General features: G+C 70.3%; 29 protein-coding genes. 11 read left to right on the top strand and 18 right to left on the bottom strand.

Annotation, left to right across the window (positions count from 1 at the left end):
• Nucleotides 1-62: 62 nt before the first annotated feature.
• Nucleotides 63-359: a hypothetical protein gene (locus tag E1161_RS20070; protein ID WP_132625553.1), complete on the top strand. Its 297-nt coding sequence runs from the start codon at nucleotides 63-65 to the stop codon at nucleotides 357-359.
• On the opposite strand, the gene E1161_RS20065 is transcribed toward E1161_RS20070, so the two are convergent.
• The 3 genes from E1161_RS20065 to E1161_RS20055 all read right to left on the bottom strand — a co-directional run bounded on the left by E1161_RS20065 (nucleotide 349) and on the right by E1161_RS20055 (nucleotide 3,762).
• Entirely contained in the window at nucleotides 349-1,137 is a 789-nt protein-coding gene (locus tag E1161_RS20065) for a S1 family peptidase (protein ID WP_132625551.1), read from the bottom strand. The genes E1161_RS20070 and E1161_RS20065 overlap by 11 nt on opposite strands.
• 710 nt (nucleotides 1,138-1,847) lie before the next feature.
• Nucleotides 1,848-2,507, bottom strand: a complete 660-nt coding sequence (locus tag E1161_RS20060) for a response regulator (protein WP_132625549.1) — start codon at nucleotides 2,505-2,507, stop codon at nucleotides 1,848-1,850.
• Nucleotides 2,500-3,762, bottom strand: a complete 1,263-nt coding sequence (locus tag E1161_RS20055; protein ID WP_132625547.1) for a sensor histidine kinase — start codon at nucleotides 3,760-3,762, stop codon at nucleotides 2,500-2,502. Before E1161_RS20055 ends, E1161_RS20060 begins: the two co-directional genes overlap by 8 nt.
• 162 nt (nucleotides 3,763-3,924) lie before the next feature.
• Here E1161_RS20055 and E1161_RS20050 point away from each other — a divergent pair, with 162 nt between their 5' ends.
• The 3 genes from E1161_RS20050 to E1161_RS20040 all read left to right on the top strand — a co-directional run bounded on the left by E1161_RS20050 (nucleotide 3,925) and on the right by E1161_RS20040 (nucleotide 7,646).
• Entirely contained in the window at nucleotides 3,925-5,451 is a 1,527-nt protein-coding gene (locus tag E1161_RS20050) for a glycosyltransferase family 39 protein (RefSeq protein ID WP_235875167.1), read from the top strand.
• A 183-nt stretch (nucleotides 5,452-5,634) separates the two neighbouring features.
• Complete coding sequence (locus tag E1161_RS20045) at nucleotides 5,635-6,132, top strand: PH domain-containing protein (RefSeq protein ID WP_132625545.1); 498 nt, start codon at nucleotides 5,635-5,637, stop codon at nucleotides 6,130-6,132.
• Nucleotides 6,129-7,646, top strand: a complete 1,518-nt coding sequence (locus E1161_RS20040) for a PH domain-containing protein (RefSeq protein ID WP_132625543.1) — start codon at nucleotides 6,129-6,131, stop codon at nucleotides 7,644-7,646. The genes E1161_RS20045 and E1161_RS20040 overlap by 4 nt, the downstream gene beginning before the upstream one ends.
• A gap of 16 nt (nucleotides 7,647-7,662) precedes the next feature.
• Here E1161_RS20040 and E1161_RS20035 read toward each other — a convergent pair whose 3' ends face one another.
• The 3 genes from E1161_RS20035 to E1161_RS20025 form a co-directional block, all read right to left on the bottom strand.
• Nucleotides 7,663-7,857 (bottom strand): DUF397 domain-containing protein, encoded by a 195-nt coding sequence (locus tag E1161_RS20035; protein WP_132625541.1) that lies wholly within the window; start codon nucleotides 7,855-7,857, stop codon nucleotides 7,663-7,665.
• Nucleotides 7,858-8,706, bottom strand: coding sequence for a helix-turn-helix domain-containing protein (locus E1161_RS20030; protein WP_235875166.1), 849 nt, complete (start codon nucleotides 8,704-8,706; stop codon nucleotides 7,858-7,860).
• 368 nt (nucleotides 8,707-9,074) lie between these two features.
• A complete protein-coding gene (locus tag E1161_RS20025; RefSeq protein ID WP_132625537.1) occupies nucleotides 9,075-10,808 on the bottom strand; it encodes a pyruvate dehydrogenase in 1,734 nt (577 codons plus the stop codon).
• 213 nt (nucleotides 10,809-11,021) lie between these two features.
• Here E1161_RS20025 and E1161_RS28425 point away from each other — a divergent pair, with 213 nt between their 5' ends.
• Together E1161_RS28425 and bcp are read left to right on the top strand one after the other, a co-directional pair.
• Nucleotides 11,022-11,153, top strand: a complete 132-nt coding sequence (locus E1161_RS28425) for a hypothetical protein (RefSeq protein ID WP_268951411.1) — start codon at nucleotides 11,022-11,024, stop codon at nucleotides 11,151-11,153.
• Between the two features lie 31 nt (nucleotides 11,154-11,184).
• A complete protein-coding gene (bcp, locus tag E1161_RS20020; RefSeq protein ID WP_132625535.1) occupies nucleotides 11,185-11,658 on the top strand; it encodes a thioredoxin-dependent thiol peroxidase in 474 nt (157 codons plus the stop codon).
• Nucleotides 11,659-11,849: 191 nt separating this feature from the next.
• On the opposite strand, the gene E1161_RS20015 is transcribed toward bcp, so the two are convergent.
• From E1161_RS20015 to E1161_RS19990, 6 genes are all read right to left on the bottom strand, one after another.
• The gene (locus E1161_RS20015; RefSeq protein WP_132625533.1) at nucleotides 11,850-12,608 is read right to left on the bottom strand and encodes a sulfite exporter TauE/SafE family protein; all 759 of its coding nucleotides are present in this window, start codon (nucleotides 12,606-12,608) and stop codon (nucleotides 11,850-11,852) included.
• Nucleotides 12,609-12,665: 57 nt separating this feature from the next.
• Nucleotides 12,666-13,271 carry an RdgB/HAM1 family non-canonical purine NTP pyrophosphatase gene (rdgB, locus tag E1161_RS20010; protein ID WP_132625531.1) on the bottom strand — a complete coding sequence of 202 codons (606 nt, stop codon included), beginning with the start codon at nucleotides 13,269-13,271 and terminating at the stop codon, nucleotides 12,666-12,668.
• On the bottom strand, nucleotides 13,268-14,023 hold the full coding sequence (rph, locus tag E1161_RS20005) for a ribonuclease PH (protein WP_132625529.1): 756 nt from the start codon (nucleotides 14,021-14,023) through the stop codon (nucleotides 13,268-13,270). Before rph ends, rdgB begins: the two co-directional genes overlap by 4 nt.
• A 94-nt stretch (nucleotides 14,024-14,117) precedes the next feature.
• A complete protein-coding gene (locus tag E1161_RS20000; protein ID WP_132625527.1) occupies nucleotides 14,118-14,888 on the bottom strand; it encodes an MBL fold metallo-hydrolase in 771 nt (256 codons plus the stop codon).
• Nucleotides 14,885-15,700 (bottom strand): glutamate racemase, encoded by an 816-nt coding sequence (gene murI, locus E1161_RS19995; protein ID WP_132625525.1) that lies wholly within the window; start codon nucleotides 15,698-15,700, stop codon nucleotides 14,885-14,887. The genes E1161_RS20000 and murI overlap by 4 nt, the downstream gene beginning before the upstream one ends.
• Entirely contained in the window at nucleotides 15,697-16,305 is a 609-nt protein-coding gene (locus E1161_RS19990) for a rhomboid family intramembrane serine protease (RefSeq protein ID WP_207920314.1), read from the bottom strand. The genes murI and E1161_RS19990 overlap by 4 nt, the downstream gene beginning before the upstream one ends.
• Nucleotides 16,306-16,516: 211 nt before the next feature.
• Between E1161_RS19990 and E1161_RS19985 the strand changes: the two genes are divergently transcribed.
• Nucleotides 16,517-17,359 carry an SMP-30/gluconolactonase/LRE family protein gene (locus E1161_RS19985; protein WP_132625523.1) on the top strand — a complete coding sequence of 281 codons (843 nt, stop codon included), beginning with the start codon at nucleotides 16,517-16,519 and terminating at the stop codon, nucleotides 17,357-17,359.
• 193 nt (nucleotides 17,360-17,552) lie between these two features.
• On the opposite strand, the gene E1161_RS19980 is transcribed toward E1161_RS19985, so the two are convergent.
• The 4 genes from E1161_RS19980 to E1161_RS19965 form a co-directional block, all read right to left on the bottom strand.
• Nucleotides 17,553-18,503 carry a PLP-dependent cysteine synthase family protein gene (locus tag E1161_RS19980; protein WP_132625521.1) on the bottom strand — a complete coding sequence of 317 codons (951 nt, stop codon included), beginning with the start codon at nucleotides 18,501-18,503 and terminating at the stop codon, nucleotides 17,553-17,555.
• Between the two features lie 14 nt (nucleotides 18,504-18,517).
• Complete coding sequence (locus tag E1161_RS19975; protein WP_132625519.1) at nucleotides 18,518-18,796, bottom strand: MoaD family protein; 279 nt, start codon at nucleotides 18,794-18,796, stop codon at nucleotides 18,518-18,520.
• Between the two features lie 67 nt (nucleotides 18,797-18,863).
• Nucleotides 18,864-19,319: a Mov34/MPN/PAD-1 family protein gene (locus E1161_RS19970; protein ID WP_132625517.1), complete on the bottom strand. Its 456-nt coding sequence runs from the start codon at nucleotides 19,317-19,319 to the stop codon at nucleotides 18,864-18,866.
• 101 nt (nucleotides 19,320-19,420) lie between these two features.
• Nucleotides 19,421-20,452: a P1 family peptidase gene (locus E1161_RS19965; protein WP_132625515.1), complete on the bottom strand. Its 1,032-nt coding sequence runs from the start codon at nucleotides 20,450-20,452 to the stop codon at nucleotides 19,421-19,423.
• Between the two features lie 335 nt (nucleotides 20,453-20,787).
• Here E1161_RS19965 and E1161_RS19960 point away from each other — a divergent pair, with 335 nt between their 5' ends.
• From E1161_RS19960 to E1161_RS19945, 4 genes are read left to right on the top strand one after another with little or no spacing between them, the layout of a single operon-like run.
• On the top strand, nucleotides 20,788-22,086 hold the full coding sequence (locus E1161_RS19960; protein WP_132625513.1) for an MFS transporter: 1,299 nt from the start codon (nucleotides 20,788-20,790) through the stop codon (nucleotides 22,084-22,086).
• Nucleotides 22,087-22,124: 38 nt separating this feature from the next.
• Complete coding sequence (locus E1161_RS19955) at nucleotides 22,125-22,787, top strand: response regulator transcription factor (protein WP_132625511.1); 663 nt, start codon at nucleotides 22,125-22,127, stop codon at nucleotides 22,785-22,787.
• Complete coding sequence (locus E1161_RS19950; RefSeq protein WP_132625509.1) at nucleotides 22,780-24,126, top strand: sensor histidine kinase; 1,347 nt, start codon at nucleotides 22,780-22,782, stop codon at nucleotides 24,124-24,126. The genes E1161_RS19955 and E1161_RS19950 overlap by 8 nt, the downstream gene beginning before the upstream one ends.
• A complete protein-coding gene (locus tag E1161_RS19945; protein ID WP_132625507.1) occupies nucleotides 24,126-25,019 on the top strand; it encodes a TAXI family TRAP transporter solute-binding subunit in 894 nt (297 codons plus the stop codon). The genes E1161_RS19950 and E1161_RS19945 overlap by 1 nt, the downstream gene beginning before the upstream one ends.
• A gap of 186 nt (nucleotides 25,020-25,205) precedes the next feature.
• Here the strand turns inward: E1161_RS19945 and E1161_RS19940 are convergent, their stop codons facing one another.
• Together E1161_RS19940 and clpS are read right to left on the bottom strand one after the other, a co-directional pair.
• The gene (locus E1161_RS19940; RefSeq protein WP_132625505.1) at nucleotides 25,206-25,769 is read right to left on the bottom strand and encodes a DUF2017 domain-containing protein; all 564 of its coding nucleotides are present in this window, start codon (nucleotides 25,767-25,769) and stop codon (nucleotides 25,206-25,208) included.
• Nucleotides 25,770-26,063 carry an ATP-dependent Clp protease adapter ClpS gene (gene clpS, locus E1161_RS19935; RefSeq protein ID WP_132625503.1) on the bottom strand — a complete coding sequence of 98 codons (294 nt, stop codon included), beginning with the start codon at nucleotides 26,061-26,063 and terminating at the stop codon, nucleotides 25,770-25,772.
• Nucleotides 26,064-26,303: the final 240 nt, after the last annotated feature.

Raw genomic sequence — 26,303 nt, 5'->3', positions numbered from 1 at the left:
CTGGACACCGCGATAACGCGGAACTTCGGCAGGCCGGGCTTGCGCGGGAGACCACCCGGTTCGTGCAGAACTTCCGCGAGCAGGACGGCCTGGAGATCACCGAACGAAAGATCGTCGCGCTGGAGCGGTTCCGCGAAGATCGGGGCGGCGCTGAGGGCGCATCGGGAGGCAACGCCGCTGCCGTGCTGGCGACCGAGGACGTCGAGAGCGCCGACGCCTGGGCATGTCGGTGCGCTGGTCCGGACATGGCGGAAGGCCGTGGACGGCGAGCGAGCGTCCACGGCCTTCCCCCACCTGGAGCGGGCCCGGCCAAAGCCAGCGGGATGACAAACCCGGCCGGTTCGCTCGTCAGGAGTTGATCTGCTCGGTGATCACGTCGTTGTAGGCGCCGACGCGGGCGTAGACACCCGGGAAGCCGGGCTGCGCGCAACCCTGGCCCCAGGAAACGACGCCGATCAGGCGACCGTCGGCGACCATCGGGCCGCCCGAGTCACCCTGGCAGCTGTCGATCCCGCCTTCCGGCACACCGGCGCAGACCATCGACTGGTTGCTGTACTCCGGGTACGCCTTCGAGCAGGTGTCGTCCGAGGTCACCGGCAGCTGAGCCATCTGCAGGTGGTCGGCCTGCTGACCGCCCTCGGAGGTGTTCCCCCAGCCCAGGATGGTGGCCTGGGTGTCGGGGGCGTAAGCCGCGTCGTCGGCGGTGGCGAGCTCGATGGGCTGCTCCTGCACCGGGGCGCCGAGGGTCAGCACGGAGACGTCGAAGCCCTTGGTGGCGTCGGTGTACTCCGGGTGGATCCAGACGTTGGTGACGTCGGAAACCGTGCCCTCGGTGGTGCTCATGGTGGTGCGGCCGCTGACGATCTTGATGTCGGTGGGCTGCTGACCGGTGGTGCAGTGGGCGGCGGTGAGGACCTTGGTCGGGGACACCAGCGAGCCACCGCAGAACTGCTGACCGTCGGGCGTGGTCAGCGCGACGGTGAACGGGTGGTCCGCGATCTCGGCGTCCTGCCCGCCGACGATGTACGGGTTGACGTCAGCCGGGGCCGCCTGGGCGACCGAAGCCGACGTGAGCGCGGCAACGGCGATCGCGGCAACACCGGCGATCCGGGCGAGGCGACGTGGGGCATCGACCATCGTGAATCTCCTTGTCCGAAGGTCTTGCCGCGAGAACTCGAACCGAGGGCCTGCCTTCCCCCAACCCGGCTCGCCGCAGCAATCTTGATCGAACACTAACCAACCCGAGAACAGCCGCGAAAGAGATGGATTTTGCCGCTTTTCCCCATTGACCCGCAGGTCACAAGGCCAAGGACGAAAAAAGCAACACCGAGGCGAAAACTGCTCAACCAGAAAGGACCAACGTCAGGCAAGCGACGAAGTCGCTTTCTCAGCACCACCGAAGCAATGTGCCCCGAAGCAATGTTGCGCACCGAAGCAATGTCACGGCCGCGAGTTCTCAAACGTTCTCTGGAAGGACGCGGCGACGCCGTGTTGGCATACATCAGGACTGACGCCCGGGCCCCGAGGGCGAGAGGTTCCGCCCCCGCACCACCGAGCAACCCAACCACAGACATCCGGGGAAGGAGGAAAGGTGCCCTCGGCGCACCCCGATTGCGCCGAGGGCACCTCGTTGCGGCCGGACCCCTCCGACCTGTCCGCCATCGATCCCCGAGACCGACGGCGCTGACGCGTTCCCGGCCCCGACAACCGTTCGGAACGCGTCACCTCTGGTGTACCGATCTTGGGTGGAATATTCCAGAGCCAATCGGTGGAGCTCACTCGATTGATCGTTCAACCTGTTGGACCAATCCACCCGGATGGTCCAACGATCACGCAGGTCCCACGCGTCACCGGGGAACGAGGCCCGCGTCGTAGGCGAGCAGCCCGGCCTGCAAGCGGTTCTCGCAGTCGAGCTTGACCAGCATGCGCGACACGTAGCTCTTCACGGTCGCCTCCGAGAGGTGCAGCCGCGCGGCGATCTGCGCGTTGGACATGCCGCGACCGAGGCAGGTGAGCACCTCGATCTCCCGCTCGGTGAGCTCGCGGGTCAGCCCGACCGCGCGTTCCCGAGCGCTCTGCTCTCCGCCGGTGGCCGCCAGCAGGCGCCGCTTCGCCTCCTCCGAGAGGACCGTGTGCCCGTCCGCGGCGACCCGCACAAGCCCGATGAGGTCCTGCGGCGGCGTGGACTTGACCAGGAACCCGACGGCCCCGGCTCGCAGCGCGCGCAGCACGTACTTGTCGGCGTCGAAGGTGGTCAGCGCGACCACGGCGGGAGCGTCGGGCATGGTGCAGATCCGCTCGGTGGCGGTGAGCCCGTCGACCCCGGGCATCCGCAGGTCCATCAGCACGACGTCGGGCCGGTGCCGCACGACGGCTTCCACGGCGGCGGCACCGTCCTGCGCCTCGTCGACGACCTCGATGTCGGGCACCGAGCCGAGGATCGTGCGCAGGTGCGCGCAGACCATCGGTTCGTCGTCGACGACGAGCACCCGGATCGTCTCAGGCATCGGCGGTCTCCTCGGTGGGCACGTACCCGGGCAGTATGGCCTCCACCTCGAATCCGTCGCCGTCGGTGGCGCCCGAGCGGAACGTCCCGCCGACGAGCTCGACTCGCTGCTGCAACCCGAGCAGCCCCACTCCCCCTCCGCTGTGGGCGAGGTCGGGCGCGGGGCCGGTGGGCGCGGTGTTGCGGACGCTCACGCGCACCCGGTCGTCGCTGTAGAGCACCCGGACGTGCACGTCGGCGCCGGGCGCGTGCTTGTGGGCGTTGGTCAGCCCTTCCTGCACCACGCGGTAGGCGGTCCTGCCGACGGCCGGGGTGACCGGCCCGGGGTTTCCCTCCGCCGTGAACTGCACGGACATGCCCACGGACTCGGACTGACCGATGAGCTCGCGGAAGTCCGGCACGTCGCTGGGGGTGTCCGCGCCGGCCGTCTCCACGCTGGGAACGCCGCGCTCGTCGTCGCTGCGGCGCAGCACGCCGACCAGGTCGCGCAGTTCGGCGAGCGCTTCGCCGCCGCTGGCGCGCAGGTCCTCGGCGGCGCTGTGCACCGCCGGGTCGTCGCTGGCCACACCGAGCGCACCGGCCTGCAGCACCATCAGGTTGACGCGGTGGGTGACCACGTCGTGCATCTCCACGGCCAGCCGGGCGCGCTCGTCGGCGCGGGCCTGCTCGGCGAGCAGTTCGCGTTCGTGCTCGGCGCGCTCGGCGCGTTCCCGCAGCGCGTCGGCGAGCCTGCCGCGCTCCGCGGCGTAGAGCCCGAGCACGACCGGGAAGATCGTCCAGGCCGCACCGGTGATCACCACGTCGGGGTGAGGCGCGTTGCCCAGCCGCAGGCTGATCGCGGTCACCACGGCGATCAACGCCCAGGTGAGGTACCGGTGGCCGCGCCCGTGGACGATCACCGCGTAGAGCACCCACGGCGTGGCACCGGGGACCCAGGGGTCCGTCGAGACGTTGATCTGCAACAACGGGCCGGGGCCGAACTGGATCAGCAGCGCCTGCGCGACCGAGAGCAGGGCGACGACCCACAGCAGCAACCTCGGGTAGCGGCGGCGCACGAGCAGCCCCAGGCACAGCAGGTCGTTGGCGACGTGGCTGAACCACAGCCCGCCGATCCAGTCGTAGGTGCCCGGCAGCGCGTCGGTTGGGTAGTAGCCCGCGACCACTCGCGGGAACACGAGCAGCGCGATGACCAGGCAGATGTCGAAAACGGCCTCTCGCGGGGTGTTCCAAAGAAGCCGCCAGAGCGGTCGTTGCACCAGGCCCACGTTAGGGCCGCCGCGCTCGGTTGCGAAGCCGAACCCCACCGCACCTCGCCCAGGTCTAGACGAAAGTTGCACCGGGCGCGAGCGGACGCAACCTTCGTCTCCGGAGCACGCGACCAATCGCGGTGTTGATCAGAGCACGATCCGGGTTGACTGGTGGCACACCCGAAGTTCCTGGGGGGATCCATGCTCATCGACGAACCGGGCACCCGGCGCCGAACGCAGCGAACGCTGCACCCGCTGGCGAAGTGGCCGGTGCTCGGCATCGCCGGCGTCCTCACCCTGGCGCACGCCATCGCGGGCGCCTTCGGGGACTACTGGATCGACGAGGTCTACATGCTCGCGGCCGGGAAGTACCACCCGAACTGGGGATACGTCGACCAGCCGCCGCTGACGCCGGTGATCGCCGCCGCGATGGACTTCATCGCGCCGGATTCGATGTTCGTGCTCCGGCTGCCTGCCGCGCTCGCCACCGGCGGTGCGGTGGTGCTGATCGCGCTGCTGGCCCGCGAGCTGGGAGCCGACCGCCGCGCGCAGACCATCGCGGCGTTCGCCGGCGCAACCGGGTTGTGGAGCAACCTGATCGGGCACTGGCTGGCGCCCTACACCTTCGAGCCGCTGCTGTGGACCGCGCTGCTGCTACCGCTGGTGCGCTGGCTCCGGCAGCACGCGCAGGGCGTCGCCGACGACCGGCTGCTGCTGGTGTTCGGGGCGCTGCTGGGCATCAACCTGCAGTTGAAGTTCCAGGTCGTGATCCTCTGCGCGGCACTGCTGATCAGCGCCCTGGCGGTGGGCCCCCGAGCCGTGCTGACCCGGCCCATGCTGTGGGCGGGCGCCGGGATCGCGCTGCTGATCGGTTCGCCGGCGCTGATCTGGCAGGCGCTGAACGGGTGGCCGCAGCTGGCGATGTCGTCGATCGTCGCGCAGGAGTCCCCGATGCTCTCCGGTGGTCGCGGCGGGACCGCCGTGCAGCTCGTCGTCTACGCCGGGGTGCTCGGGACCGCGCTGGTGCTGGCCGGGCTGTGGTTGCTGCTGAGCAGGTCGTGGCTGCGCCCGTACCGGATGCTCGCGGTCACCGCGATCCTGCTGTGGGTCTTCTTCGTCGTCACCGCCGGTCGGCCGTACTACCTGATCGGCATGTACGGCCTGCCGATCGCGGCGGCGACGGTGGGCCTGCAGCGGCGCAGGGAGGCCAAGCCGCCCGGCTGGGGGTGGGCGGCTTGGCCCGTCTACGCGATCTCGCTGGTCACGGCCGGAATGCTGATCTACGCCGGCGGGTCGATCAACCGGGAGTTCTCTGCCGCGATCACCCGGATCGACAGCGACCGGGTCAGCGACAGGATCGCCCAGGACGTCTCCGGCGCCTACCTGTCGCTGCCCGCCGAGCAGCGCACCCGCACGGCGGTGATCGGCGAGAGCTACGTCTCCGCCGCGATGCTCGACGTCGGCAGCGAGCACCACCCGCTGCCCGAGGTGTTCAGCCCGCACCGGGGCTACGGCTACTTCGACGCACCGTCCGACGAGATCGACACGATCGTCTACTACGGACGCGACGCCGAGGAGCTCCGGCCGTACTTCACCGACATCCGGCCCGCGACGCCCGGCGAGGGTCTCAAGGGCTGGATCGCCACCGGCAAGACCCAGCCCTGGTCGACGATCTGGCCCGCGCTGAGATCTCTCTAGGGATGCGGCGGAGCCGCTGTTCCGGTGCGCGGAACACATCAGGAGGGGAGCCCACGGAACCGGTCGGGTTCCGCCACCCACAACACCCGAGCGGAGCGACCTCTCGAACAAGCCCCCAACCCACACGCGATTGCGGGAAGATCGCCACAATTCGGGGGACAGCCCACGGAAGGGGCCTCGACGATGCCTGAAGACGGACTGCGGCTCCGCCCGCCCCGCAACCGGGTGGAACGCCGGGCGATCGCCTGGTGGACGACGCAGGCCCTCGCGCTGGTGCTGCCGCCGTTGATCGTGCTCGTGGTGCTGGGGATCCTCATCGCACCCGCCCGCTTCTGGCTGCTGCTGCCCGCGGTGCTGATCGCCGTGCTCGGTGCGGTCTACACCGCGGTCATGCCGCAGTGGCGCTACCGGGTGCACCGCTGGGAGATCACCGACGACGCCGTCTACACCTCGGCGGGCTGGCTGCGGCAGGAGTGGCGCATCGCGCCGATGTCGCGGATCCAGACCGTCGACACCGTGCGCGGACCGCTCCAGCAGCTGTTCGACCTCTCCAGCGTGACCGTCACCACCGCGTCGGCGGCCGGACCGCTGAACATCGACGGCATGGACCGCGAGCAGGCGGCGGCCGTCGTAGAGCAGCTCACCACCGCGACCCAGGCGACGCCGGGAGACGCGACGTGAGCGCCGTCGACGGGCAGTGGCACCGGCTGGATGCCAGATCGATCCCGTCGGCGGGTGCCGTCGTGGCCGCCCCCGCGCTGGCGACGCTGCTGGTCATGGTCGTCGCGGGTGCCGGCACCACGCCGGTGCTCATCACGTTCCTGATCGGCACGGGGACCGTGCTCCTCGTCGCGGGCGCCGCCACCTACCAGTGGGTGTTCTACCGGTACCGGATCACCGAGGAGCGCTTCGAGCAGCGGCTCGGCGGCCTGTTCCGCAACCACCGGTCCCTCGCGCGCGACCGCATCCGCACCGTGGACCTGACCGCGGCGCCGCACGAGCGGCTGTTCGCCCTCACCACGGTGAAGATCAGCACCGGCGCGCAGGGCACCGAGGCCACCATCCGGTTGCAGTCGATCAGGCGCTCGGCGGCCGAGGCGCTGCGCCGCGACATGGCCCTCGGCGGGTCCACTGTGGAGGGATCGCCGGACGAGGGCGTGCTGTCGCGGCTCGAGCCGAAGTGGCTCGGCTACTCGGCGCTGACCGTGTCGCTGATGCTGGTGGTCTGGGGCGCCATCGGATCGGCGGTCGGCTCCTTCGACCAGCTGCTGCGCAAGTGGGGCGCTTTCGACGCGCTCGGCGACGCCGCCACATCGCTGGGCGTCGTGGCGTTCGTGCTCGTGGTGGCCGCCATCGCACTGGTCGTCGGGGTGATCGGGGCGTTCCTGCTGTCGCTGGAGATGTGGTGGGGTTTCCAGCTCACCCGCGAACCGGGTGCCCTCCGGGTCAAGCGCGGCCTGCTGACCACCAGGTCGCTGTCGCTGGAGGAGCGCAGGCTGCGCGGCGTCGAACTGTGCGAACCGCTGCCGCTGCGGCTGGCCGGCGGCGCCAAGCTGGCGGCAGTGGCGACCGGCCTGCAGCAGCAGGAGCAGAACAACAAGCAGCCGGACAGCAAGGTCCTGCTGCCGCCCGCTCCCCGTCCGGAGGCCTGGCGGGTCGCGGCGGCGGTGCTGCGCGATCAGCCCTTCGACATCGCCCTCACGTCGCACCCGAGCGCCGCGCTGCGGCGCCGGATCGGCTGGGCGCTGCTCAGCGCCCTGGCGGTCGCGGTCGTGGTGGCGGTCCCGGCGGTGCCGGGCTGGGTCCCGGCCACCTTCGCCATCGCCCTCGTGGTGCTGGCGCTGCTGGCGGGCCTGGGCTTCGCCCTCGACGCGCACCGCGCCCTCGGGCACGCGATGGACGAGCGGTACTTGGTGGCGCGCAACGGAAGCGCGGTTCGCCGCACCGTCGCGCTGCAACGCGAGAACATCATCGGCTGGCGGATCTCCCGCACGGTGTTCCAACGCCGCTCGGACCTGATGACCGTCGGTGCGACCACGGCGGCCGGGTCGAGCCTCTACCGGATCTACGACGTCCGCACCGGCGAAGGCCTGGCGCTGGCCGACGAAGCCGTCCCGGGCCTGCTCACGCCGTTCCTGGAACGGATTGCGGCAGAACAGGTTCCGGGCTCCGGCGGGGAGCGCCCCCCGAATTAGCGCGCTCCCCTCTGGTTCAGTCCAGGTCGAACCGGCCGCTCTTGAGGCCGCCGACGAACTCCTGCCACAACTGCGAAGCGAACTCGATGCGCCCCGCCCCCCGGTTCTTGGTGTCCCGCACACCCACGTGATCGGACCCGAAGCCGACCTCGACGCACTGGCCCTGCCCCTGCGAGCGGGAACTGGTGCGCCAGCCGGATATTTCTGCCATCTAGAGCTCTCCTATGCGTTGGTGGATGAAATCGATCGAACCTCCCGGGTCTACCGCATGCGCTTTCAGATGGTCCATCATCGTGGCGTAGTTCGTCAGCTCGATCTCACGCTCCAAGTACAGCCCACCCACATGGGTCTCCAGGTACACCACGTCCGGGTCAATGTGGTTGGAGTAGCGCAGGATCACGAACGGACCTGCCTGCGCCGGATGCGCTCCGGCGTCCAACGGCATCACCTGCAACGTCACGTTCGGCAGCTGACCGAGCTTGAGGATGTGCTCCAGCTGCCTGCGCAGCACGCCGTCACCGCCGACGGGACGGCGCAGCGCGGCCTCGCCGACCACCGCCCAGAGCTCCAGCGGGTTGTCGCCGGTGACCCGCCCCTGCCGCTGGATCCGCAGGTCGACGCGACGGCCGATCTCCGCGTCGTGCGCGCGGATGAGCGTGGATTTGGTGATGGCGTAGGCATATTCACGCGTCTGCAGCAACCCGGGGATCGCTTCGGATTCGTAGGTGTGAATGCTGGACGCCTCCGCCTCAAGACCCACGTAGGTCTCGTACCACTCGGGCAGCACGTCGCTGTAGGAGTGCCACCAGCCTCGCTTGCGGGCGTCGCGCGCGAGGTTGATCAACTGCTCGCGCTCCGCGTTGTTCACCCCGTAGAAGTCCAGCAACGCGGAGACGTCGCCGACCGACGGAGATCTCTTCGCGGTCTCGAACCGGCCGATCTTCGCCTGCGTGCAACCGAGGTGGCTGGCCGCCTGCTGCTGGGTGACCTCCGAATGCGCGCGCAGTCTGCGCAGTTCGGCGGCCAGCCTGCGGCGGCGAACCGTGGGGCTGACTGTCATGGCCCCCATCCTGCCCGGCCCACCACAACGAGTCACATCCTGATCACCCGTACGACATCTTCACGGGAAGCTTCTGCGGCGGGATGCTTGGCGTGGCGGTCCGAGCGGAGGGCAGGACCGCCGCGTCATGAGGGGTGACATTCCAGGTGTATCTGCTGATGGTCGTGTCCGTGCTGGTCTGGGCCGTGTTCTTCGGGATGGGGCTGCTCCTCTGGCTGCGAGCGGGACGCCTCACCCCCCGCCGCAACCGCGACTGAGGCAGTCCGCGGACATCCGCGGTCTTCTTGCTCGTCAGCGCGGGTAGCGAGGGTGGTTCTCACGGCTCGCGGCTGCGCCGCTCGCAGATCCCGGGATGAGCGCTTCGTCGGTCACGGCCTCGGTACGTTGCGGAGGTTGCTTCGGGCCAGCTGCACCATCTTTCCCACGCCTCCCGACAGGACCGTTCGGCTGACGGCGAGGGCGAATCCCTTGACCTGATCGCCGGTGATGTGCGGCGGCAGCGAGAGCGCGTTCGCGTCGGTCACCACGTCCACCAGCGCCGGGCCCGGTCGCGACAGCGCATCGGCGAGCGCGTCACGGACCTCACCGGGCTTCTCCACCCTGATCGAGTTGATCCCGGCCGCGCGGGCGATCGCGGCGAAGTCGACGCCCTCCTGGTCGGTGCCGAAGTCCGGCATCCCGTCGACCAGCATCTCCAGCTTCACCATGCCCAACGACGAGTTGTTGAACACCACGGTCTTCACCGGCAGCCGGTGGGTCCGCAGGCTCAGCAGGTCGCCCAGCAGCATCGCCAGGCCGCCGTCTCCGGACATCGACACCACCTGGCGGTCCGGCGCGGCCAGCTGCGCGCCGATGGCCTGCGGCAACGCGTTGGCCATCGACCCGTGCACGAAGGACCCGAGCACCCGGCGACGCCCGTTGGGCGTGATGTAGCGGGCCGCCCACACGTTGCACATCCCGGTATCCACTGTGAAGACCGCGTCGTCGGCGGCGAGGTCGTCGAGCACGTCGGCGACGTACTCGGGGTGGATGGGCACCTGCGACTCGACGTTGCGGGTGTAGGCGTCGACGACCTTCTCCAGCTGACCGGCGTGCTCGCGCAGCATCCGGTCCAGGAAGGAGAGGTCGGTCTTGGCGCTGACCTTCGGCAGCACCGCGCGGATCGTCTCGGCGACGTCCCCGTGCACCGCCAGGTCCAGCACCGTGCGGCGGCCCAGGTGCGTCGGCTCGATGTCGACCTGCACCGTGTTGGCCTGCGGCAGGAAGTTGTCGTACGGGAAGTCGGTGCCCATCAGCAGCACCATGTCGGCCTTGTGCATCGCCTCGTGGCAGGCGCCGTAGCCCAGCAGCCCGCTCATGCCGACGTCGTAGGGGTTGTCGTACTGGATCCACTCCTTGCCTCGCAGCGCGTGCCCGACCGGCGCCTTGATCTTCTCCGCGAGCTCCATCACATCGGCGTGCGCACCGCGAGAGCCCGCTCCGCAGAACATCATCGGCCGCTCGGCACGGTTGATCTTGTCCGCCAGCGCCGCGACCTGCTCGGCCGAGGGCAGCAGCGTCGGCGGATCGGAGTCGACCACCCCGTGGCCGGTCGGCTTGGCCGCCGACTCCTCGGCCACGTCACCAGGCAGCACCAGCACCGACACCCCGCGACGACCGACCGCGGTCTGGATCGCCGAGCGCAGCAGCCTCGGCATCTGCTCGGGCTGGGAGAGCATCTCGCAGAAGTGGCTGCACTCGTTGAACAGCTCCTCCGGATGCGTCTCCTGGAAGAATCCGGTGCCGATCTGCGCAGACGGGATGTGCGAGGCCAGCGCCAGCACCGGCGCGCTGCTGCGGTGCGCGTCGTAGAGCCCGTTGATCAGGTGCAGGTTGCCCGGACCGCAGCTGCCCGCGCACACCGCGAGCCGGCCGGTGACCTGCGCTTCGGCACCCGCGGCGAACGCCGCCGCCTCCTCGTGCCGGGTGTGCACCCACTCGATGCCCTCGGTCCGGCGGACCGCGTCGACCACCGGGTTGAGGCTGTCTCCGACGATCCCGTAGATGCGCTTCACACCGGCCTGCACGAGGACTTCGATGAATTGTTCGGCGACGGTCGGCATGCGCTTCCTCCGTGAACCACGCTCCAATGGGCCACCCTCCCGTCTACGCGCGGCACATCACCCCCGCAACCTGGTAGCCCGTTCGAGGGACCCGGGTAACGATCCACGCGATACCGGCGATCACCACCATGTCCGCCTCGAATTGCGGATTCCCGCTCTGCGAAAGGAATTTCGACGGTGTCCGTCCGCGTCTACACAAGGTGCGCCATTGCCGTGACGACTTCGGCGCTGGCCGGACTGGTCCTCGGCGGATTCATCGTCGCCCAGCAGGAGCCGACGCAGCCGGCCATCGAGCAGGTGTCGCAGCTCACCCCCGCCGCGGGCGGCGCGGCGCTGCCCGAATGACCCGTCCGGCTCATCGGCTAGCGTCGCGGGCATGAGCGAACAGAACCGACTCTCCGACGGCGACCCCGCACCCGAGTTCGCGCTGCCGGACGCCGACGGCAACATCGTCTCGCTGAGCGATTTCCGCGGCCGCTCGGTGGTCGTCTACTTCTACCCCGCCGCGAGCACCCCGGGCTGCACCAAGGAGGCGTGCGACTTCCGCGACAGCCTCGCCGAGCTCACCGATGCCGGTTTCGACGTGCTCGGCATCTCCCCGGACAAGCCGGCGAAGCTCGCGAAGTTCCGCGACGCCGAGGGGCTCACGTTCCCGCTGCTGTCCGACGAGGACCGCGCCGTCATGACCGCTTGGGGCGCCTTCGGCGAGAAGAAGAACTACGGCAGGGTCGTGCAGGGCGTCATCCGCTCGACCTTCGTCGTCGACCCCGACGGCAAGATCGCCAAGGCCCTCTACAACGTCAAGGCCACAGGCCACGTCGACAGGCTCCGCAGGGAGATCGGGGCCTGATCCTCCTCAGCGATCACCTTGGTCAGGAGCGCTGGTAACGGGACCTCAGACGTCTGCTGGCTCCGGGATCCGACCGCGCATGCCCCACATGCGCGGCGCTGCGGCGGTCCTCCCCGGAAGACGTCTGAGCACCCGCGGCGCTGCGAGCTGAGTCCTCACTCGAACGGCGGCTACCGCCGACCGGGGCCCTACTAGTCCAGGACCATGTGGATGGCTACGCCTGCTGCGATGACGACCACCAAGTAGCGGAGCAGGGTCGACGGGAGGCGCTGGGCGAGCTTTCCGCCCGCGTAGCCGCCGATGACCGTGGTGGGCACCAGCATCGCCACCGCGACCCAGTCCACCGGGGCGATGAGCGCGTAGACGACGAGCGTGGCGGCGCTGCCGATCATTCCCAGCCAGCTCTTGAGCGCGTTGAGCCTGCGCATGCTGTCGGTCGCGGCCAGCACCAGGATCGCGATCAGGATGACGCTGCGCGCTCCGCCGAAGTACCCGCCGTAGACCGAGGCGAGGAAGATCCCGACGGTGAGCAACACCGTGCGGTCCGGGGCGCCCTCGGCCGGTGCGCCGAGCCACTCGCGGATCGTGTTCTGGAAGGCCATCAGCACCGCCGACAACCCGACCAGCGCCGGGACCACGGCGTCGAAGACCTCACCCGGCAGCACCATCAGCAGCACGCAGCCAACAGCTGAGCCCACGCCCGCCGCGATCGAGGTGGTCCGAATCCGGCGCGGACTGCCGGTGAGGTCGCCGCGCTGGCTGACCGCCGCGCCCACGAAACCGGGTCCCTGCGCCACCGAGTTGGTCACGTTGGCCACCAGCGGCGTCATCCCGGTCGCCAGCAGCGCCGGGAACACCAGCAAGGAGCCGCCACCGGCCACCGCGTTCACCGCGCCGGACAGGAAGCCGACGACGACGAGCAGGACCAGTTCAAACCAATCGGTGAACACGCACCGAAGTTAACGGGCGATCCCGGTCAGGCCCCCACCGGGGCGAGCGACATCACGTCAGCCGGTGAGCTCGCGCAACGACGGGAGCAGAAGGCGAAGGGCCCGGCCGCGGTGCGAGTCGGCGTCCTTCTCCTCCGGGGAGAGCTCGGCGGAGGTGCGGGTCTCGCCCTCGGGCACGAAGATCGGGTCGTAGCCGAACCCGTTGGCTCCCCGCGGATCCCGGATGATCGTGCCGCGCCACTCACCTCGCACCACGGTTCCGCCGCCGTCGGGCAGCACGAGCGCGGCGGCGGAGACGAACGCCCCACCGCGCCGCTCGTCCGGCACGTCCCTGATCTGCCCTAGCACGAGTTCCAGGTTCGCCTGGTCATCGCCGTGCGCACCGGCCCAGCGGGCCGAGAGCACACCCGGCATCCCGTTGAGCGCGTCGATCTCCAGGCCCGAGTCGTCGGCGACGGCGGGCAGGCCCGTGGCCCGAGCCGCGTCGGCGGCCTTGGCCAGGGCGTTGTCCTCGAAGGTGGCACCGGTCTCCGGCGCCTCCGGGAACTCCGGCACGTCGGCCAGTCCGATGACCTCCAGGCCCGTGACGCCCTCGGCTTCGAGGATGCGGCGCAGCTCCACCAGCTTCTTCTGGTTGCGGGTGGCCAGCAGCAACCGGCTCATGCCACGCCCCCGGGCAGCTCACCCGGGTACGGCTCGGCGAGCGCGGATTCCTGCAGGCGAGCGAGCTCACCGCATCCGGCCAGCGCGAAGTCGAGCATCTTGTCCATGGTGGAGCGGGTGTAGGTGGCGCCCTCGCCGGTGCCCTGCACCTCGACCAGGGTGCCGTGGTCGGTGGCGACCACGTTCATGTCGACCTCGGCGCGCGAGTCCTCCTCGTAGGGCAGGTCCAGGCGCACGCGGCCGTCGACGACGCCGACGCTGACCGCCTGGATCGCGCACGACAGCGGCTTCGGGTCGGACAGCCGGCCGGCAGCGCCCAGCCACGTCACCGCGTCGGCCAGCGCCACGTAGGCGCCGGTGATCGCGGCGGTGCGGGTTCCGCCGTCGGCCTGGATCACGTCGCAGTCCAGGGTGATGGTGTTCTCGCCCAGCGCCGCCATGTCGATGCAGGCGCGCAGGGACCGGCCGATCAGCCGGGAGATCTCGTGGGTGCGGCCGCCGATGCGGCCCTTCACCGACTCGCGGGAGCCGCGCGTGTTGGTCGCCGAGGGCAGCATCGCGTACTCGGCGGTGACCCAGCCCAGCCCGGAGCCGGTCCGCCAGCGCGGAACGCCCTCCTGCACGCTGGCCGCGCAGAGCACCCGGGTACGGCCGAACTCCACCAGCACCGAACCCGCAGGCCAGTCCTGGTATCCCCGCGTGATCTTCACATCGCGAAGCTGATCATCACTACGCCCATCCGCTCTAGCCACGGCTCAACCCTAAGCCCAGGCCCCAACGAGCCGTCGCAGCCCCCAACCACCGCACGGAGGTCACCTCTGACCCCCCGGCCGGAGTTCGCATCCTTCACACCTCGTAGGTGGCGCCCGCCTGGACGAGTTGGGTGGGGCCGTCGAAGGCGGCCCTGGCCTCCGCGTGGATGGCGCTGTGGTCGGTCCAGGGCACCAGGTGGGTGATCAGGAGGCGCTCGACGGCCGCGGTCTTGGCGACCTCGGCGGCCTGGCGGCCCGAGAGGTGGACGTTCATCGGGGCGTCCTCGTGGTGCTCCCAGGACGCCTCGGCGAGCAGCACGTGGGCACCGGCCGCCAGCTCGTCGAGCTGGCCGCACGGCCCGGTGTCGCCGGTGTAGGCGAGCACCCGGCCCTCCGCCTCGACGCGGAACCCCCAGGTCGGGCACAGGTGGGCGACCTCGACCGCGCGGATGGTGAACGGCCCGACGGTCACCGGCTCGGTGCCGACGGGGCGGAAGTCGAAGACGTCGGACAGGTCGGTCTCGGCGAGCTCAGCAGCGGTCGGCGCGTACAGCGCGGCGAGCCGTTCCGGGGCGTTGTCCGGGCCGAACACCGGCAGCCGCCGGGCGCGCGCGTCGTACGGCGGGTGAGGCCGGTAGCGCCGGTAGACCGTCAGCGCGCCGAAGTCGGCGCAGTGGTCGGGGTGCAGGTGGCTGAAGAGCAGCGCGTCGAGGTCGAACGGGTCGATGAAGCGCTGCATCGCGCCGAGCGTGCCGTTGCCCAGATCCAGCGCGATGCGGGTGTCACCGAATTCCAGGAGGTATCCGGACGCGGGCGAGTCTGGCCCGGGAATGCTCCCGGCGCAGCCGAGGACCGTCAGCTTCATGCGACAGAGCCTGACACGCGAAGCGGCAGAACGGCATCGGCCGAGGGAGCCGGACCGAGAAAGCGGCGGGCCAACCGGGCGAAGCGCTCGGGTGCGCCGGTGACCCGGAACTCGTGCGCGGGCAGGTTCTCCGGTTCGGCGAGCCGGTCCTGCTCGGTGAGCACCCGGACGACGTCCTTGGCGGTCTCCTCCGCGCTGGACACCAGCGTCACCTGCTCACCCATCGCCAGTTGCAGCACACCCGTCAGCAGCGGGTAGTGCGTGCACCCCAGCACGAGGGTGTCGACGTCGGCCTGCTGCAACGGGTCGAGGTAGTTCTGCGCGAGTCCCAGCACCTGCCGACCGCTGGTGATGCCGCGCTCGACGAAGTCGGCGAACCGCGGGCAGGCCGCCGTGGTCAGCTCGATGTCCGGCGCTGCGGTGAAGGCGTCGTCGTAGGCGCGGGAGCGGATGGTGGCGTCGGTGCCGATGACGCCGACGCGCCGGTTGCGCGTGGTGGACACGGCCCTGCGGACCGCGGGCAGCACGACTTCCACCACGGGGATCGAGTAGCGCTCGCGCGCGTCGCGCAGGCAGGCCGATGAGGCGGTGTTGCAGGCGATGACCAGCATCTTCACGCCTTCGTCGACCATCGCGTCGGTGATCGCCAAGGTGCGGGAGCGGATTTCGGCCAGCGGCATCGGCCCGTAGGGCGCGTTGGCGGTGTCACCCACGTAGTGGACGGTCTCAGCAGGCAGCTGGTCCATGATCGCTCGGCTCACGGTCAGCCCGCCTACGCCGGAATCGAAGATCCCGATCGGAGCGTTGGTCACCCGCTCAGTGTGCCAGGCCCGGGGCCCGAAACCCGCCGCCTGGTGCTGCGCGCCACCAGCCACGTGGCCATGGCCCCGCCGACCGCGCCGAAGAGGTGACCCTCCCAGGAGATGCCGGGCTGGCCGGGCAGCACGCCCCAGAGCATGCCGCCCCAGTAGAAGAACAGCACCACGGCGACCAGCACCTGGGCGATGCTGCGCTGGGCGAATCCTCGCAGCAGCAGGAACACCATCCAGCCGAAGATCACGCCGGAGGCCCCGACGTGGTAGCCGGGTGCGCCGATCGACCACGTCCCGATGCCGGCGACGATCCACACCACGGCGGTGACGCCGATGAACTGGCGGACCCCACCCGCGAGCAGCAGCCAGCCGAGCACGAACAGCGGCAGCGAGTTGCCGATCAGGTGCTGCCAGCCGAAGTGCAGCAGCGGCGCCCAGAGGATGCCGTCGAGGCCGTCGACGGTGCGCGGGTTGATGCCGTTGGCGTCGAGGTCCATCGCCGGGTTGGGCGCCGGGGTCGCCACGTCGTAGAACTCGATGCCGAACAGCACCGCGATGCAGACGAGCATGCCGAACGCGGCCCGCAGCGGGTGCGCGGGCAGCACTCGCGGACGTGGACGTTCCATCGGGCGTGTCACGCCTTCGAGCCTAGCGCCAGGAACGACCCCGGGGATCGGGATCGACCCTGATTCCGACCGCGCCGCGATTGAGCATCGAGTGGATTTCGGATCATCGGGGTTTGCGCCATATGGCCCCATCGGATGATCTTCGCGGTAGGGTTCGTCACCGTTGCGTCCGGTGGTCGAAAGGTGAAGTGTGCACGCCCAGGTCGACATCGCAGTTCAGGCGACGGCGCGTTCCGGACAGGCGCCCACTTGGGACGTAGGCACCGAAACCCTGCTGTGGACGGATCCGCAGGCGGGGGAGGTGCACCGCTACCGCCCGGGTCACGCGAACGCGACGATGACGTTGCAGCAGCAGACCGGTGGCGCGAAGCCCCGCAGCCGAGGTGGCCTGGTGCTGCACCTGCGGGAGGGCATCGCGCTGTTCGACGCCCACGGCGAGCAGCGCACCTGGCTGGTCTACTGGGCCCGCGAGGGCGTGCAGGCCGGTGCCACGATGATCGACCGCAAGGGTCGGCTCTGGGCCACGACGATGCGCGAGGACGAGTCCGGCGACGGCTGGCTGGCGCGGGTGAACCCGGACGGCTCGGCGGGTGTGATCATCAAGGACCTCGGGGCCGGGCTCGGGCTGGCCACCAGCCCTGACGACTCCCGGTTCTACGTCGCCGACGCGGGCACCAGCCGCATCGAGGTCCTCGACTTCGACGTCGACGCGGGCATGCTGGGCAACCGGCGCACCCTCTGCGAGGTCGGCGGCCAGCCCTCCGGCCTGGCGGTGGCCACCGACGGCTCCCTGTGGACGGCGGTCCGCGACAAGGGCGAACTCCACCGCTACGCCCCCAACGGCGAGCTCGCGGAGACGATCCCCCTACCGGCTCAGCGCCCCACCGGCCTCTGCTTCGGCGGCCAGGACCTCCAAGACCTCTACATCACCACGGCTCGGGAGGGTCTCCCCTCCCCCACCACCACGGACGGCACGCTCTTGACCCTCCGCACCACCGCAGAAGGCCTGAGAGCCTTCGCCTTCACGGGTTGACCACCCGCCCCGACCACGACCCCAGCTAGGGCTCGGGCTCGGGGTGACACGGACACCGCCGTGATCGGGGACCCGATCACGGCGGTGATCAGGGTTGGATCACGGGGGTCATCCGGGTCGTCCAAACCCTCCGGGGGCTGACCCACACCAGAAAAGACCCCGCCTCCTCGGGGAGGCGGGGTCTTCCGGTGGGTCAGGCCCAGAGGTGGCCTTCGAGGCGTTGGGCTGCTTCGTCGATGGTGCCGCTGTAGGCGCCGGTGGAGAGGTACTTCCAACCGGCGTCGGCGACGACGAAGGCGATGTCAGCGGACTCCCCGGCGGCGGCCGCCTTCTCGGCGATCGTCAGGGCCGCGTGCAGGACCCCGCCGGTGGAGACCCCGGCGAAGATGCCTTCGTTCTCCAGCAGCTGCCGGGTCCGGCGCAGGGCGTCGTAGGACCCGACGGAGAACCGCCGCGAGAGGACGTCGGGATCGTAGAGCTCCGGCACGAAACCCTCGTCGAGGTTCCGCAGCCCGTAGACGAGCTCGCCGTACCGGGGCTCGGCGGCCACGATCTGAACGCCGGGCTTGTGCTCGTGCAGGTACCGGCCCACGCCCACGAGGGTCCCGGTGGTGCCGAGACCGGCCACGAAGTGGGTGATGCTCGGCAGGTCCCGCAGGATCTCCGGCCCGGTGCCCTTGTAGTGGGCGTCGGCGTTGGCGGCGTTGCCGTACTGGTAGAGCATGACCCAGTCGGGGTTCTGCTCGGCCAGTTCCTTGGCCATCGCCACGGCCTGGTTCGACCCGCCTGCCGCGGGCGAGGAGATGATCCGCGCACCGTATGCCTGCAACAGCTGTCGCCGTTCCTCGGAGGTGTTCTCCGGCATGACGCAGACCAGGCCGTAGCCCTTGAGCTTGGCGGCCATGGCCAGCGAGATGCCGGTGTTGCCCGAGGTGGGTTCGAGGATCGTGCAGCCGGCGGTGAGCTGGTTCTCCTTCTCGGCGGCCTCGATCATTTTCATCGCCGCCCGGTCCTTGATGGAGCCGGTCGGGTTGCGGTCCTCCAGCTTCGCCCACAGCCGCACGTCTGGCGCGGGCGAGAGGTGCGGCAGCCCGACGAGCGGGGTTTCACCCAGCGCGTCGAGCAGCGAGTCGAATCGAGCCACGGGGTCCTCCCGCGTCAGCTCATGCCGCCGGCGACGGCCGGCAGGATGGTGACGTTGTCGCCGTCGGAGACCTGGGCCTCCAAGCCACCGGCGAAGCGGACGTCCTCGTCGTTGACGTAGACGTTGACGAACCGGTGCAGGTTCCCCTCCTTGACCAGGCGGTCCTTGAGGCCGTTGTAGTTGGTGTCGAGGTCGTCGATCACCGCGGCGAGGTTGTCGCCCTTGGCCTCCACGGACTTCTGCCCATCGGTGTGGGTCCGCAGGATGGTGGGGATGGAAACGTTGACTGCCATGGGGAATCCTCCTGTCCACAAAGGACTACATAGGGAACGCGAACAACGGTCTTGGGCGAGCCGCGGATCAGCCGCGGTCGGGAACCTCGTCGCTACCGGTGTGGGCGAACATGTACGACTCCACGACCTCCACCGGCTCCTCGGTGACCTGGCCATCGAGGATGCGGTAGGAACGCAGCTCATGGGTCTGCGGGTCCCGCGTGGACACGAGCACGTAGTGCGCGTTGGGCTCCGAGGCGTAGGAGACGTCGGTGCGCGACGGGTAGGCCTCGGTAGAGGTGTGCGAGTGGTAGATGACCACCGGCTCTTCATCGGCGGCGTCCATGCCCCGCCACACCTTCAACTGCTCGGCGGAGTCGAACCGGTAGAAGGTGGGCGAACGCTCGGCGTTGATCATTTCGATCAAGCGTTCCGGACGGTCGGACCCTTCCGGTCCGGCAATCACGCCGCACGCCTCATCCGGGTGGTCCCGTCGGGCATGCGCGACCATCGCATCCACGAGGTCGCGTCGGATCACCAGCACAGCAACCATCCTAGTAGGTGGGGCACCGGTCTCCCAGCATTTGGAACCGCGGGCGAACCGGTGCGGGTTCGTCGTTCCGGCAAACGACGTTCCACGATGATTCATTCCCGCGCGGAGGGATAGAGGCGCGTGTAGCACATCACCTCCCCGACCGGCTCGGCCGCGAGCATCCCGCGGACGATGGCGCGTTCGACGACCTCGGCCGCCACCACGCTGACCTGGTCCAGTCGAACCGCCCAGCCAGGCGCTCCGGGCTCTGGGAGGGCGTGACCGGTGCCCGTGGACAGGCCGAACACGGTGTCGCCGTCCACGAGCAGGTGAGCGGGCCGGACGGCGCGGGCCAGCGCGTCGTGCCCGGCCACGGCCAAGCGCCTGCACTCGGACTTGCTCAGCTCCAGATCGGTGGCCACGACGCCGAGGGTCGTGTTGAGCGGCCGGTCGACGGGTCCGTTGCGGCCGGGCCGCCCCTCGTAGCGCGGTCGCGCGGCTTCCACCTCGTGGGAATCGGGCGCGCGGAGCCCGGGAGTGGACGTCCAGGGCAGCCCGGTGTCGGGATCGATGGCCGACCCGGCGGCGTTGACCACGACCAGCGCGGCGACTGTGGTGCCGTCGGGCAGCACGGCGCTGGCGGTGCCCACACCGCCCTTGACAGGCCCGACCACGGCGCCCGTCCCGGCGCCGACGTTGCCCTGCCGGGTCTCGGTCCGGGTGGCGTTGTCGCAGGCCCGGTAGCCGAAGTCGGCGTCGGGCCGGTTGCCCCAGTCGTTCATCGGCACGTCGAAGATCACCGCCGCGGGCACCACCGGCACGACCTGGCCCGGTCCGCCGACGGGGACGCCGTGACCGCGCTCACCGAGCCAGCGCATGGCGCCGTCGGCGGCGGCGAGCCCGTAGGCGCTGCCACCGGCGAGCACCACGCCGTTCACCCGCTGCACGAGGTGGCTGGGTTCGAGCACGTCGGTCTCGCGCGTGCCCGGCCCTCCCCCGCGCACGTCGACGGCCGCGGTGGCACCGCCTGGGGCGATCACGGCGGTCGCCCCGGTCGCCCAGTGGTCGTCGAGCCGCTGGTCATGGCCCACCAGCAGGCCCTCCACGTCGACCAGCGCGTCCAGTTCACCCGGCTGCAACGGCATCGCGCACCTCCTGTCGATCACCTGGAGAACGTAGCGCGGAGGCCTCGCTCCAGTGCGGGGAGGAAGCGCGCATTGACTCGCAAGGCCGCTGATGCGGCGATCGGGGCCGTCGAGCGGGCCCATGAGCACGGCAGGGACCTGCGGTTGGTGGATGCGAAGGATCGAGGGTGGCAGTCCCGGTCGTGCTCTGCGCGACCGTGCTGCCTGAGCCAGGAATCCCCGGCCTCCAGGCGAGGATTCAAGTTAGCCCGATGTAAAGGAAACCCGCCGACCGTTGTCCTGCCGTCTCCGCCTGTTCATCGTCACTTCTCAGCTCGCAAGACCTGGAGGCCGAGATGACGACTGCAAGCCGCGATGTGGCGGTGCGCTCCGAACGCCGAGTGATCGGCAATGTCGTGCGAGGTTCCATCGGGAACCTCATCGAGTGGTACGACTGGTACGCCTACACGGCGTTCAGCGTCTACTTCGCGGCGACGTTCTTCCCGAAGGGTGACTCGACCGCGCAACTGCTCAACACCGCAGCCGTGTTCGCCGTCGGGTTCCTGATGCGTCCCCTGGGCGGCTGGATGCTGGGCCGCTACGCCGACCGCTTCGGCAGGCGTGCGGCGCTGACCCTGTCGGTGACGCTGATGGCGTTCGGCTCGCTGGTCATCGCGCTGACCCCGGGCTACGACTCGATCGGACTGGCCGCGCCCGCGCTGCTGGTGGCCGCTCGGCTGCTGCAGGGGATCTCGGTCGGCGGTGAGTACTCGACGTCGGCGACCTACCTCTCCGAGGTCGCCACCGAGGGCAAGCGAGGTTTCTACTCCAGCTTCCAGTACGTGACGCTGGTGTCCGGGCAGCTGGTCGCGCTGGGCGTGCAGATCATCCTGCAGCAGGTGCTCACCGGCGACGAGATGGATGCCTGGGGCTGGCGAATCCCGTTCGTCATCGGCGCTGTCGGCGCGCTGGTCGTGCTCTGGCTGCGGCGCGGCATGGACGAGACCGAGAGCTACAAGACCTCGTCGGAGTCCGGCGCCGAGCAGGGCACGGTCAAGGCGCTGCTGCAGTACCCGCGGGAATGCCTGCTGGTGGTCGGTCTGACCCTCGGCGGCACGGTGGCGTTCTACACCTACACCACCTACCTGCAGAAGTACATGGTCAACACGGGCGGCATCGACAAGCCCACGGCCGCGTGGATCAACTTCGCCGCCCTGCTGGTCTTCGGTGTCCTGCAGCCGCTGGCGGGTGCGCTGTCCGACCGGATCGGGCGCCGCAAGCTGCTGATGTTCTTCGGCGTCACCGGCACGCTGCTGACCGTCCCGCTGATGACGGTGCTCGGCGGCACGCAGAACCCGTTCGCGGCGTTCCTGCTGATGATGGGCGGTCTGATCATCGTCACCGGCTACACCTCGATCAACGCGATCGTGAAGGCCGAGTTGTTCCCGACCAACATCCGAGCCCTCGGCGTCGGTCTGCCTTACGCGCTGACCGTGGCGATCTTCGGCGGCACGTCGGAGTACGTGGCGCTGTGGCTCAAGCAGGCGGGCATGGAGAGCGCGTTCTTCTACTACGTCTCCGGCTGCGTGCTGATCTCCCTGCTGGTCTACCTGCGGATGCGGGAGACCTCGAAGGATTCCCGGATGGGGAGCTGACCGGCACCGGCCATACTCTGCCCTCGGAGGTGTGGCCGGTGCGGGTTCTGCTGGTCGAGGACGACGACGGCGTGGCGGACGCGCTCGTCGACGTCCTCGACTCCCACGGGCACCGGACGACGCGCGTCAGCCGCGGTTCGGATGCCCTGCTGCGGCACCGGGACCACGACCTGGTGCTGCTCGACCTCGGCTTGCCGGACACCGACGGCCTGGAGGTGCTGCGAAAGCTCCGGCGCATCGGCCCGGTGCCCGTCGTGGTGCTCACCGCGCGCGGCGAGGAGCGGATGGTCGTGCGCGGCCTTCGCTCCGGCGCCGACGACTACCTGGTCAAACCCGTTCGGATGGCCGAGCTGCTGGCCCGCATCGAGGCCGTCGTCCGGCGCGGCAGGCGCCCCTCGCCCGGTTCCGAGCAGGTCGAGGTCGCCGACGTGCGGATCGACCTGCGTACCCGGCGTGTGCAGGTCGCCGGATACGAGGTGGAGCTCACACCCAAGGAGTTCGACGTCCTGGCGGTCCTCGCGGCGGAGGCGGGCACGGCGGTGAGCAGGCAGCGGCTGATGGACGAGGTGTGGGGTGACGCCTACCTGGCGGTGTCGCGGTCGCTGGACGTGCACATCGCGCAGCTGCGGGCCAAGCTCGACCGCCCGGGTCTGCTGGTGACCATCCGCGGCTTCGGCTACCGGCTGGGCGACGATGCGTAAGCGGCTGCTGCTGGTGCTGCTCACGTTCTCGGTGCTGGCGGTGGCCGGCTTCGCCGCGCCGCTGCTGCGCGCCACCGCTGCCGAGCGCACCCAGCAGCTGGTGCTGGCCCGCAACGCCGACCTGGACCGCTTCGCCGCGCTGGCCGATCACGCCTTCGGCACCGGTGACGCCGCGGTGCTGCGGGCCGAGGCCCGCCGCTACACGGATCTCTACGGCGAACCGCTGGTCGTCGTCGACGCCGCCCGCGCACCTGTGGTGGAGACCGGCGGGGTGCGCGCCGCCGACGTCGCGGGGCCGATCGACAAGGCCCTGCGCAACGAGCCCGCCGGGGCGGTGCAGTGGCTGCGTCCGTGGTCGCGGGAGGAGCTGGTCCGCTACCGGCCGGTGGGCGACGGGACGCAGGTGACCGGTGTGGTCGTGCTGGAAGCCTCCGTGCGGCGGGCCACCGCCGACATCGCCGCGCGCTGGGCGCTGATCGCGCTGGGCGCGTTGACCGCGCTGGTGGCGTGCGGGTTGCTCGCGCTGGTGCTGGCCCGCTGGGTGCTGCGGCCGCTGGCCGACCTCGGCGCCGGAGTTCGGGCGATCAGCGCGGGATCCCGGCGTTCCCGGGTCCCGGTCGATGCCGGCCCACCTGAACTGCGAGAACTCGCGGCGTCGTTCAACCGCATGTCGAAGGCGGTGGCCGAGGCGGACGAGCGGCAGCGACGCCTGGTCGCCGACGCCTCGCACCAGCTGCGCAACCCGATGGCCGCGCTCCGGCTGCGGGTCGACGCGCTGGAGCAGCGCATCACCCCCGACGGCGAGCGGACCTACCGCTCCACGGTCGGCGAGGTCGACCGGCTGGAAGCGCTGCTGGACCGGCTGCTGGCGTTGGCCAACGCCGACCAGGCACCGGCGTCCGGCGAGCCGGGCGACGTGGCGGCGGCGATCGCCGACCGCGTGCAGGCGTGGCGCTCCGCGGCCGAGGACGCCGGGATCTCGCTGACCGCACCCGAGGCGGCACGCGCGCGGGTGGCGCTGTCCACTGAGGACCTGGCGCAGGTGCTGGACGTCCTGCTGGACAACGCGGTGAAGTACGCGCCCGGCGCCTCTGTGGAGGTGAGCTGGGACGGGCGTGCGCTCACCGTCGCCGACACCGGGCCCGGGTTGTCGGACGACGAGATCTCGCTCGCGGCGCAACGCTTCTGGCGCGCCGATCACCACCGCGGCAGCCGGGGCAGCGGGCTCGGGCTGGCCATCGCCGGGCAGCTGCTCGCCGCGCACGGCGGCGAAATGCGCATCGCGCGCACGCGACCGCACGGGCTGACCGTGCACCTCGACCTGCCGGAGGTGCGGTGATGCGACGGCGTGCGTTCCTGGGACTGGGTCTGCTGGCCGCGTGCGGACGCACCGAGCCGGTGCGCGAGCTGCGCATCGCCTCGGGCGAACCCGGCGGTTTCTACACGGCTTTCGGCAGGCTGCTCGGCGCCGAGATCGCAACCGCGGAACCCGACGTGCACCCGGTGGTGCTGCCCAGCCAGGGCAGCGTGGACAACCTGGAGATGCTTCGCGACGGCCGCGCCGACCTGGGCATGGTGCTGGCCGACGCCGCGCACGCCGCTCTCGCCGGAGAGCTCGGGACGCAAGTCCCGCTGCGGGCCGTCGGCCGTGTCTACGAGAACTACACGCAGCTCGTGGTGCCCGCCGACTCCCCGGTCCAGGACCTCTCCGAGCTGCGTTCGGTGTCCATCGGCGCTCCGCGGTCAGGCACGGCGCTGATGGGTGCGCGCCTGTTCGCCGACCGGCTCGAACTGCGCACCGAGATGCTCCCGCTGCTGGAGGCGGTCCGGTCGCTGGAGCAGGGCCGCATCGAGGCTTTCCTGTGGTCGGGCGGACTTCCGACTCCGCTGCTGAAGACCCTCGACGACCGGATCGGGATCCGCCTGCTCCCGCTCAACGCGGCGGCCGCCCGCTGCACCCCCGTCTGCGACCAGCTCCAGGTGCCCCCTGGCGCGTACCGGAACACCTCGGGGACGGCGACCATCGGCGTCCCGAACATCCTCGCCTGCACCCCGGACCTGCCCGACGACCTCGCGGCGGCGGTGGTCCGGGTGCTGGTGCGCCGGGCTCCGTTCCTGGTGCCCCGCGAAACCGTCGGGACCCAGTTCCTGGACGTCCGCAACCTCATCGGCACCGGCGAGGTCCCCCTCCACCCAGGCGCCACGAGCACCTACCGCGACCTGCACGGCTGAGAACCCTTGAGGAATCGGCTCGCGTGACGGCGCCGGTGGCGGAACCGCAGCGGCCGTGCCGATCTCGACGTCCGTTGCCCCTGCGCGACTTCGGTTCGAACCGACCTGGCAGAGCGAGCATCGACCCCGGGCTGTTCGAACCGGGACCGCCCGCTGGTGGGGCCTCGGCGCCGAAAGCTCGCGGTGTCAGCCGAGCACGGCTCCCACGAGGGAGTCCTGGACCCAGGTGAGCCACTGGTAGACCCCGAGGTGCTCGCGGCGGAGGTCGTCCTCGGGGAGCTCCTCGGGCATGTCGTCCTCGACGTCCAGCGCCGTGCCCAGCGCCAGGCGCACGTCGTTGAGGGCGGTCAGCCAGTTGTCGGCCTGCTCGCTGGTCAGCTTGACCTTGCCGCCCATCGGCGGGCAGGTCTCCAGGACGAGCTGGGCCGCGCCGGTCTTGGCCTCCAGCAACGCCGGTTCGTGCAGCGAACGCATCGCGCCTGCGGCGTCGGTCTCCTCCTCGTCGGTGTCGCCGGTGACCGGGTCGCGCCGGTAGAAGTCCGGCAGCAACCGCGCGACCACCCGGTCCTCCGGGGGCGTGGACGGTCCGGTGCGGATGCCGGTCAGCTCCGCGAGCTCATCCTTGGGTGCCTCGTCTCCGCGGGCGGTGAGCATGTCCTTGATCTGCCCGACCAAGCCGCGGATGACGGCCGCCTCCTGTTGGGAGAGCTCGGCCTGCACGTGACCGTTCTTGCGGGTCCAACCGTCCACTCACGAATCCTTCTGCATCGTCGCCCACAAGCCGGCGGAATGCAGCTTCGCCACATCGCCCTCGACCTTCTCCTTGGAACCCGAGGAAACCACCGCCTTGCCCTTGTGGTGCACGTCCAGCATCAACTTCGTAGCGTGATCCCGGGAGTAGCCGAAGATCTTCTGGAGCACGTAGGTCACATAGGACATGAGGTTGACCGGGTCGTTCCAGACCACGGTCACCCACGGCTTGTCCGTCGTGCCTTCGGCGTCCTGCTCGAGTTGCGCGCGCTCGATTTCAGCGGGCGAGGTCATGCCCCCATCGTCGCACGACCCCATAACAGGTGTGCCCACCGCACGAACAAATCCTGACAACACCGGAGGAGTCTGGTCGTGGTCCTCCTGCGCAGCGGTGCGGGTAGCGGAACAGCCGCCTGGCTCCGGGCGCCACTCCTCCGTGGTGCCGGCTGATGCACGGCCACGCGGCGTACTCACCAAGCGACGTCTCAGAACCCGCGGGGGTCGCGAAGGTGGACCGCTCGCGGCTGCGCCGCG

The sequence above is a fragment of the Saccharopolyspora aridisoli genome, from assembly GCF_004348445.1.
In the GTDB taxonomy this organism is placed as follows: domain Bacteria; phylum Actinomycetota; class Actinomycetes; order Mycobacteriales; family Pseudonocardiaceae; genus Saccharopolyspora; species Saccharopolyspora aridisoli.
This window is presented reverse-complemented; position numbering and strand designations above follow the sequence as displayed.

Excerpts from the sequence above, each read along its gene's own strand:
- E1161_RS20065 (WP_132625551.1), bottom strand. The coding sequence starts at position 1,137 with ATGGTCGATGCCCCACGTCGCCTCGCCCGGATCGCCGGTGTTGCCGCG.
- E1161_RS20060 (WP_132625549.1), bottom strand. The coding sequence starts at position 2,507 with ATGCCTGAGACGATCCGGGTGCTCGTCGTCGACGACGAACCGATGGTC.
- E1161_RS20045 (WP_132625545.1), top strand. The coding sequence starts at position 5,635 with ATGCCTGAAGACGGACTGCGGCTCCGCCCGCCCCGCAACCGGGTGGAA.
- E1161_RS20035 (WP_132625541.1), bottom strand. The coding sequence starts at position 7,857 with ATGGCAGAAATATCCGGCTGGCGCACCAGTTCCCGCTCGCAGGGGCAG.
- E1161_RS20030 (WP_235875166.1), bottom strand. The coding sequence starts at position 8,706 with ATGACAGTCAGCCCCACGGTTCGCCGCCGCAGGCTGGCCGCCGAACTG.
- E1161_RS20025 (WP_132625537.1), bottom strand. The coding sequence starts at position 10,808 with ATGCCGACCGTCGCCGAACAATTCATCGAAGTCCTCGTGCAGGCCGGT.
- bcp (WP_132625535.1), top strand. The coding sequence starts at position 11,185 with ATGAGCGAACAGAACCGACTCTCCGACGGCGACCCCGCACCCGAGTTC.
- rdgB (WP_132625531.1), bottom strand. The coding sequence starts at position 13,271 with ATGAGCCGGTTGCTGCTGGCCACCCGCAACCAGAAGAAGCTGGTGGAG.
- E1161_RS20000 (WP_132625527.1), bottom strand. The coding sequence starts at position 14,888 with ATGAAGCTGACGGTCCTCGGCTGCGCCGGGAGCATTCCCGGGCCAGAC.
- E1161_RS19975 (WP_132625519.1), bottom strand. The coding sequence starts at position 18,796 with ATGGCAGTCAACGTTTCCATCCCCACCATCCTGCGGACCCACACCGAT.
- E1161_RS19965 (WP_132625515.1), bottom strand. The coding sequence starts at position 20,452 with ATGCCGTTGCAGCCGGGTGAACTGGACGCGCTGGTCGACGTGGAGGGC.
- E1161_RS19960 (WP_132625513.1), top strand. The coding sequence starts at position 20,788 with ATGACGACTGCAAGCCGCGATGTGGCGGTGCGCTCCGAACGCCGAGTG.
- E1161_RS19950 (WP_132625509.1), top strand. The coding sequence starts at position 22,780 with ATGCGTAAGCGGCTGCTGCTGGTGCTGCTCACGTTCTCGGTGCTGGCG.
- E1161_RS19945 (WP_132625507.1), top strand. The coding sequence starts at position 24,126 with ATGCGACGGCGTGCGTTCCTGGGACTGGGTCTGCTGGCCGCGTGCGGA.
- clpS (WP_132625503.1), bottom strand. The coding sequence starts at position 26,063 with ATGACCTCGCCCGCTGAAATCGAGCGCGCGCAACTCGAGCAGGACGCC.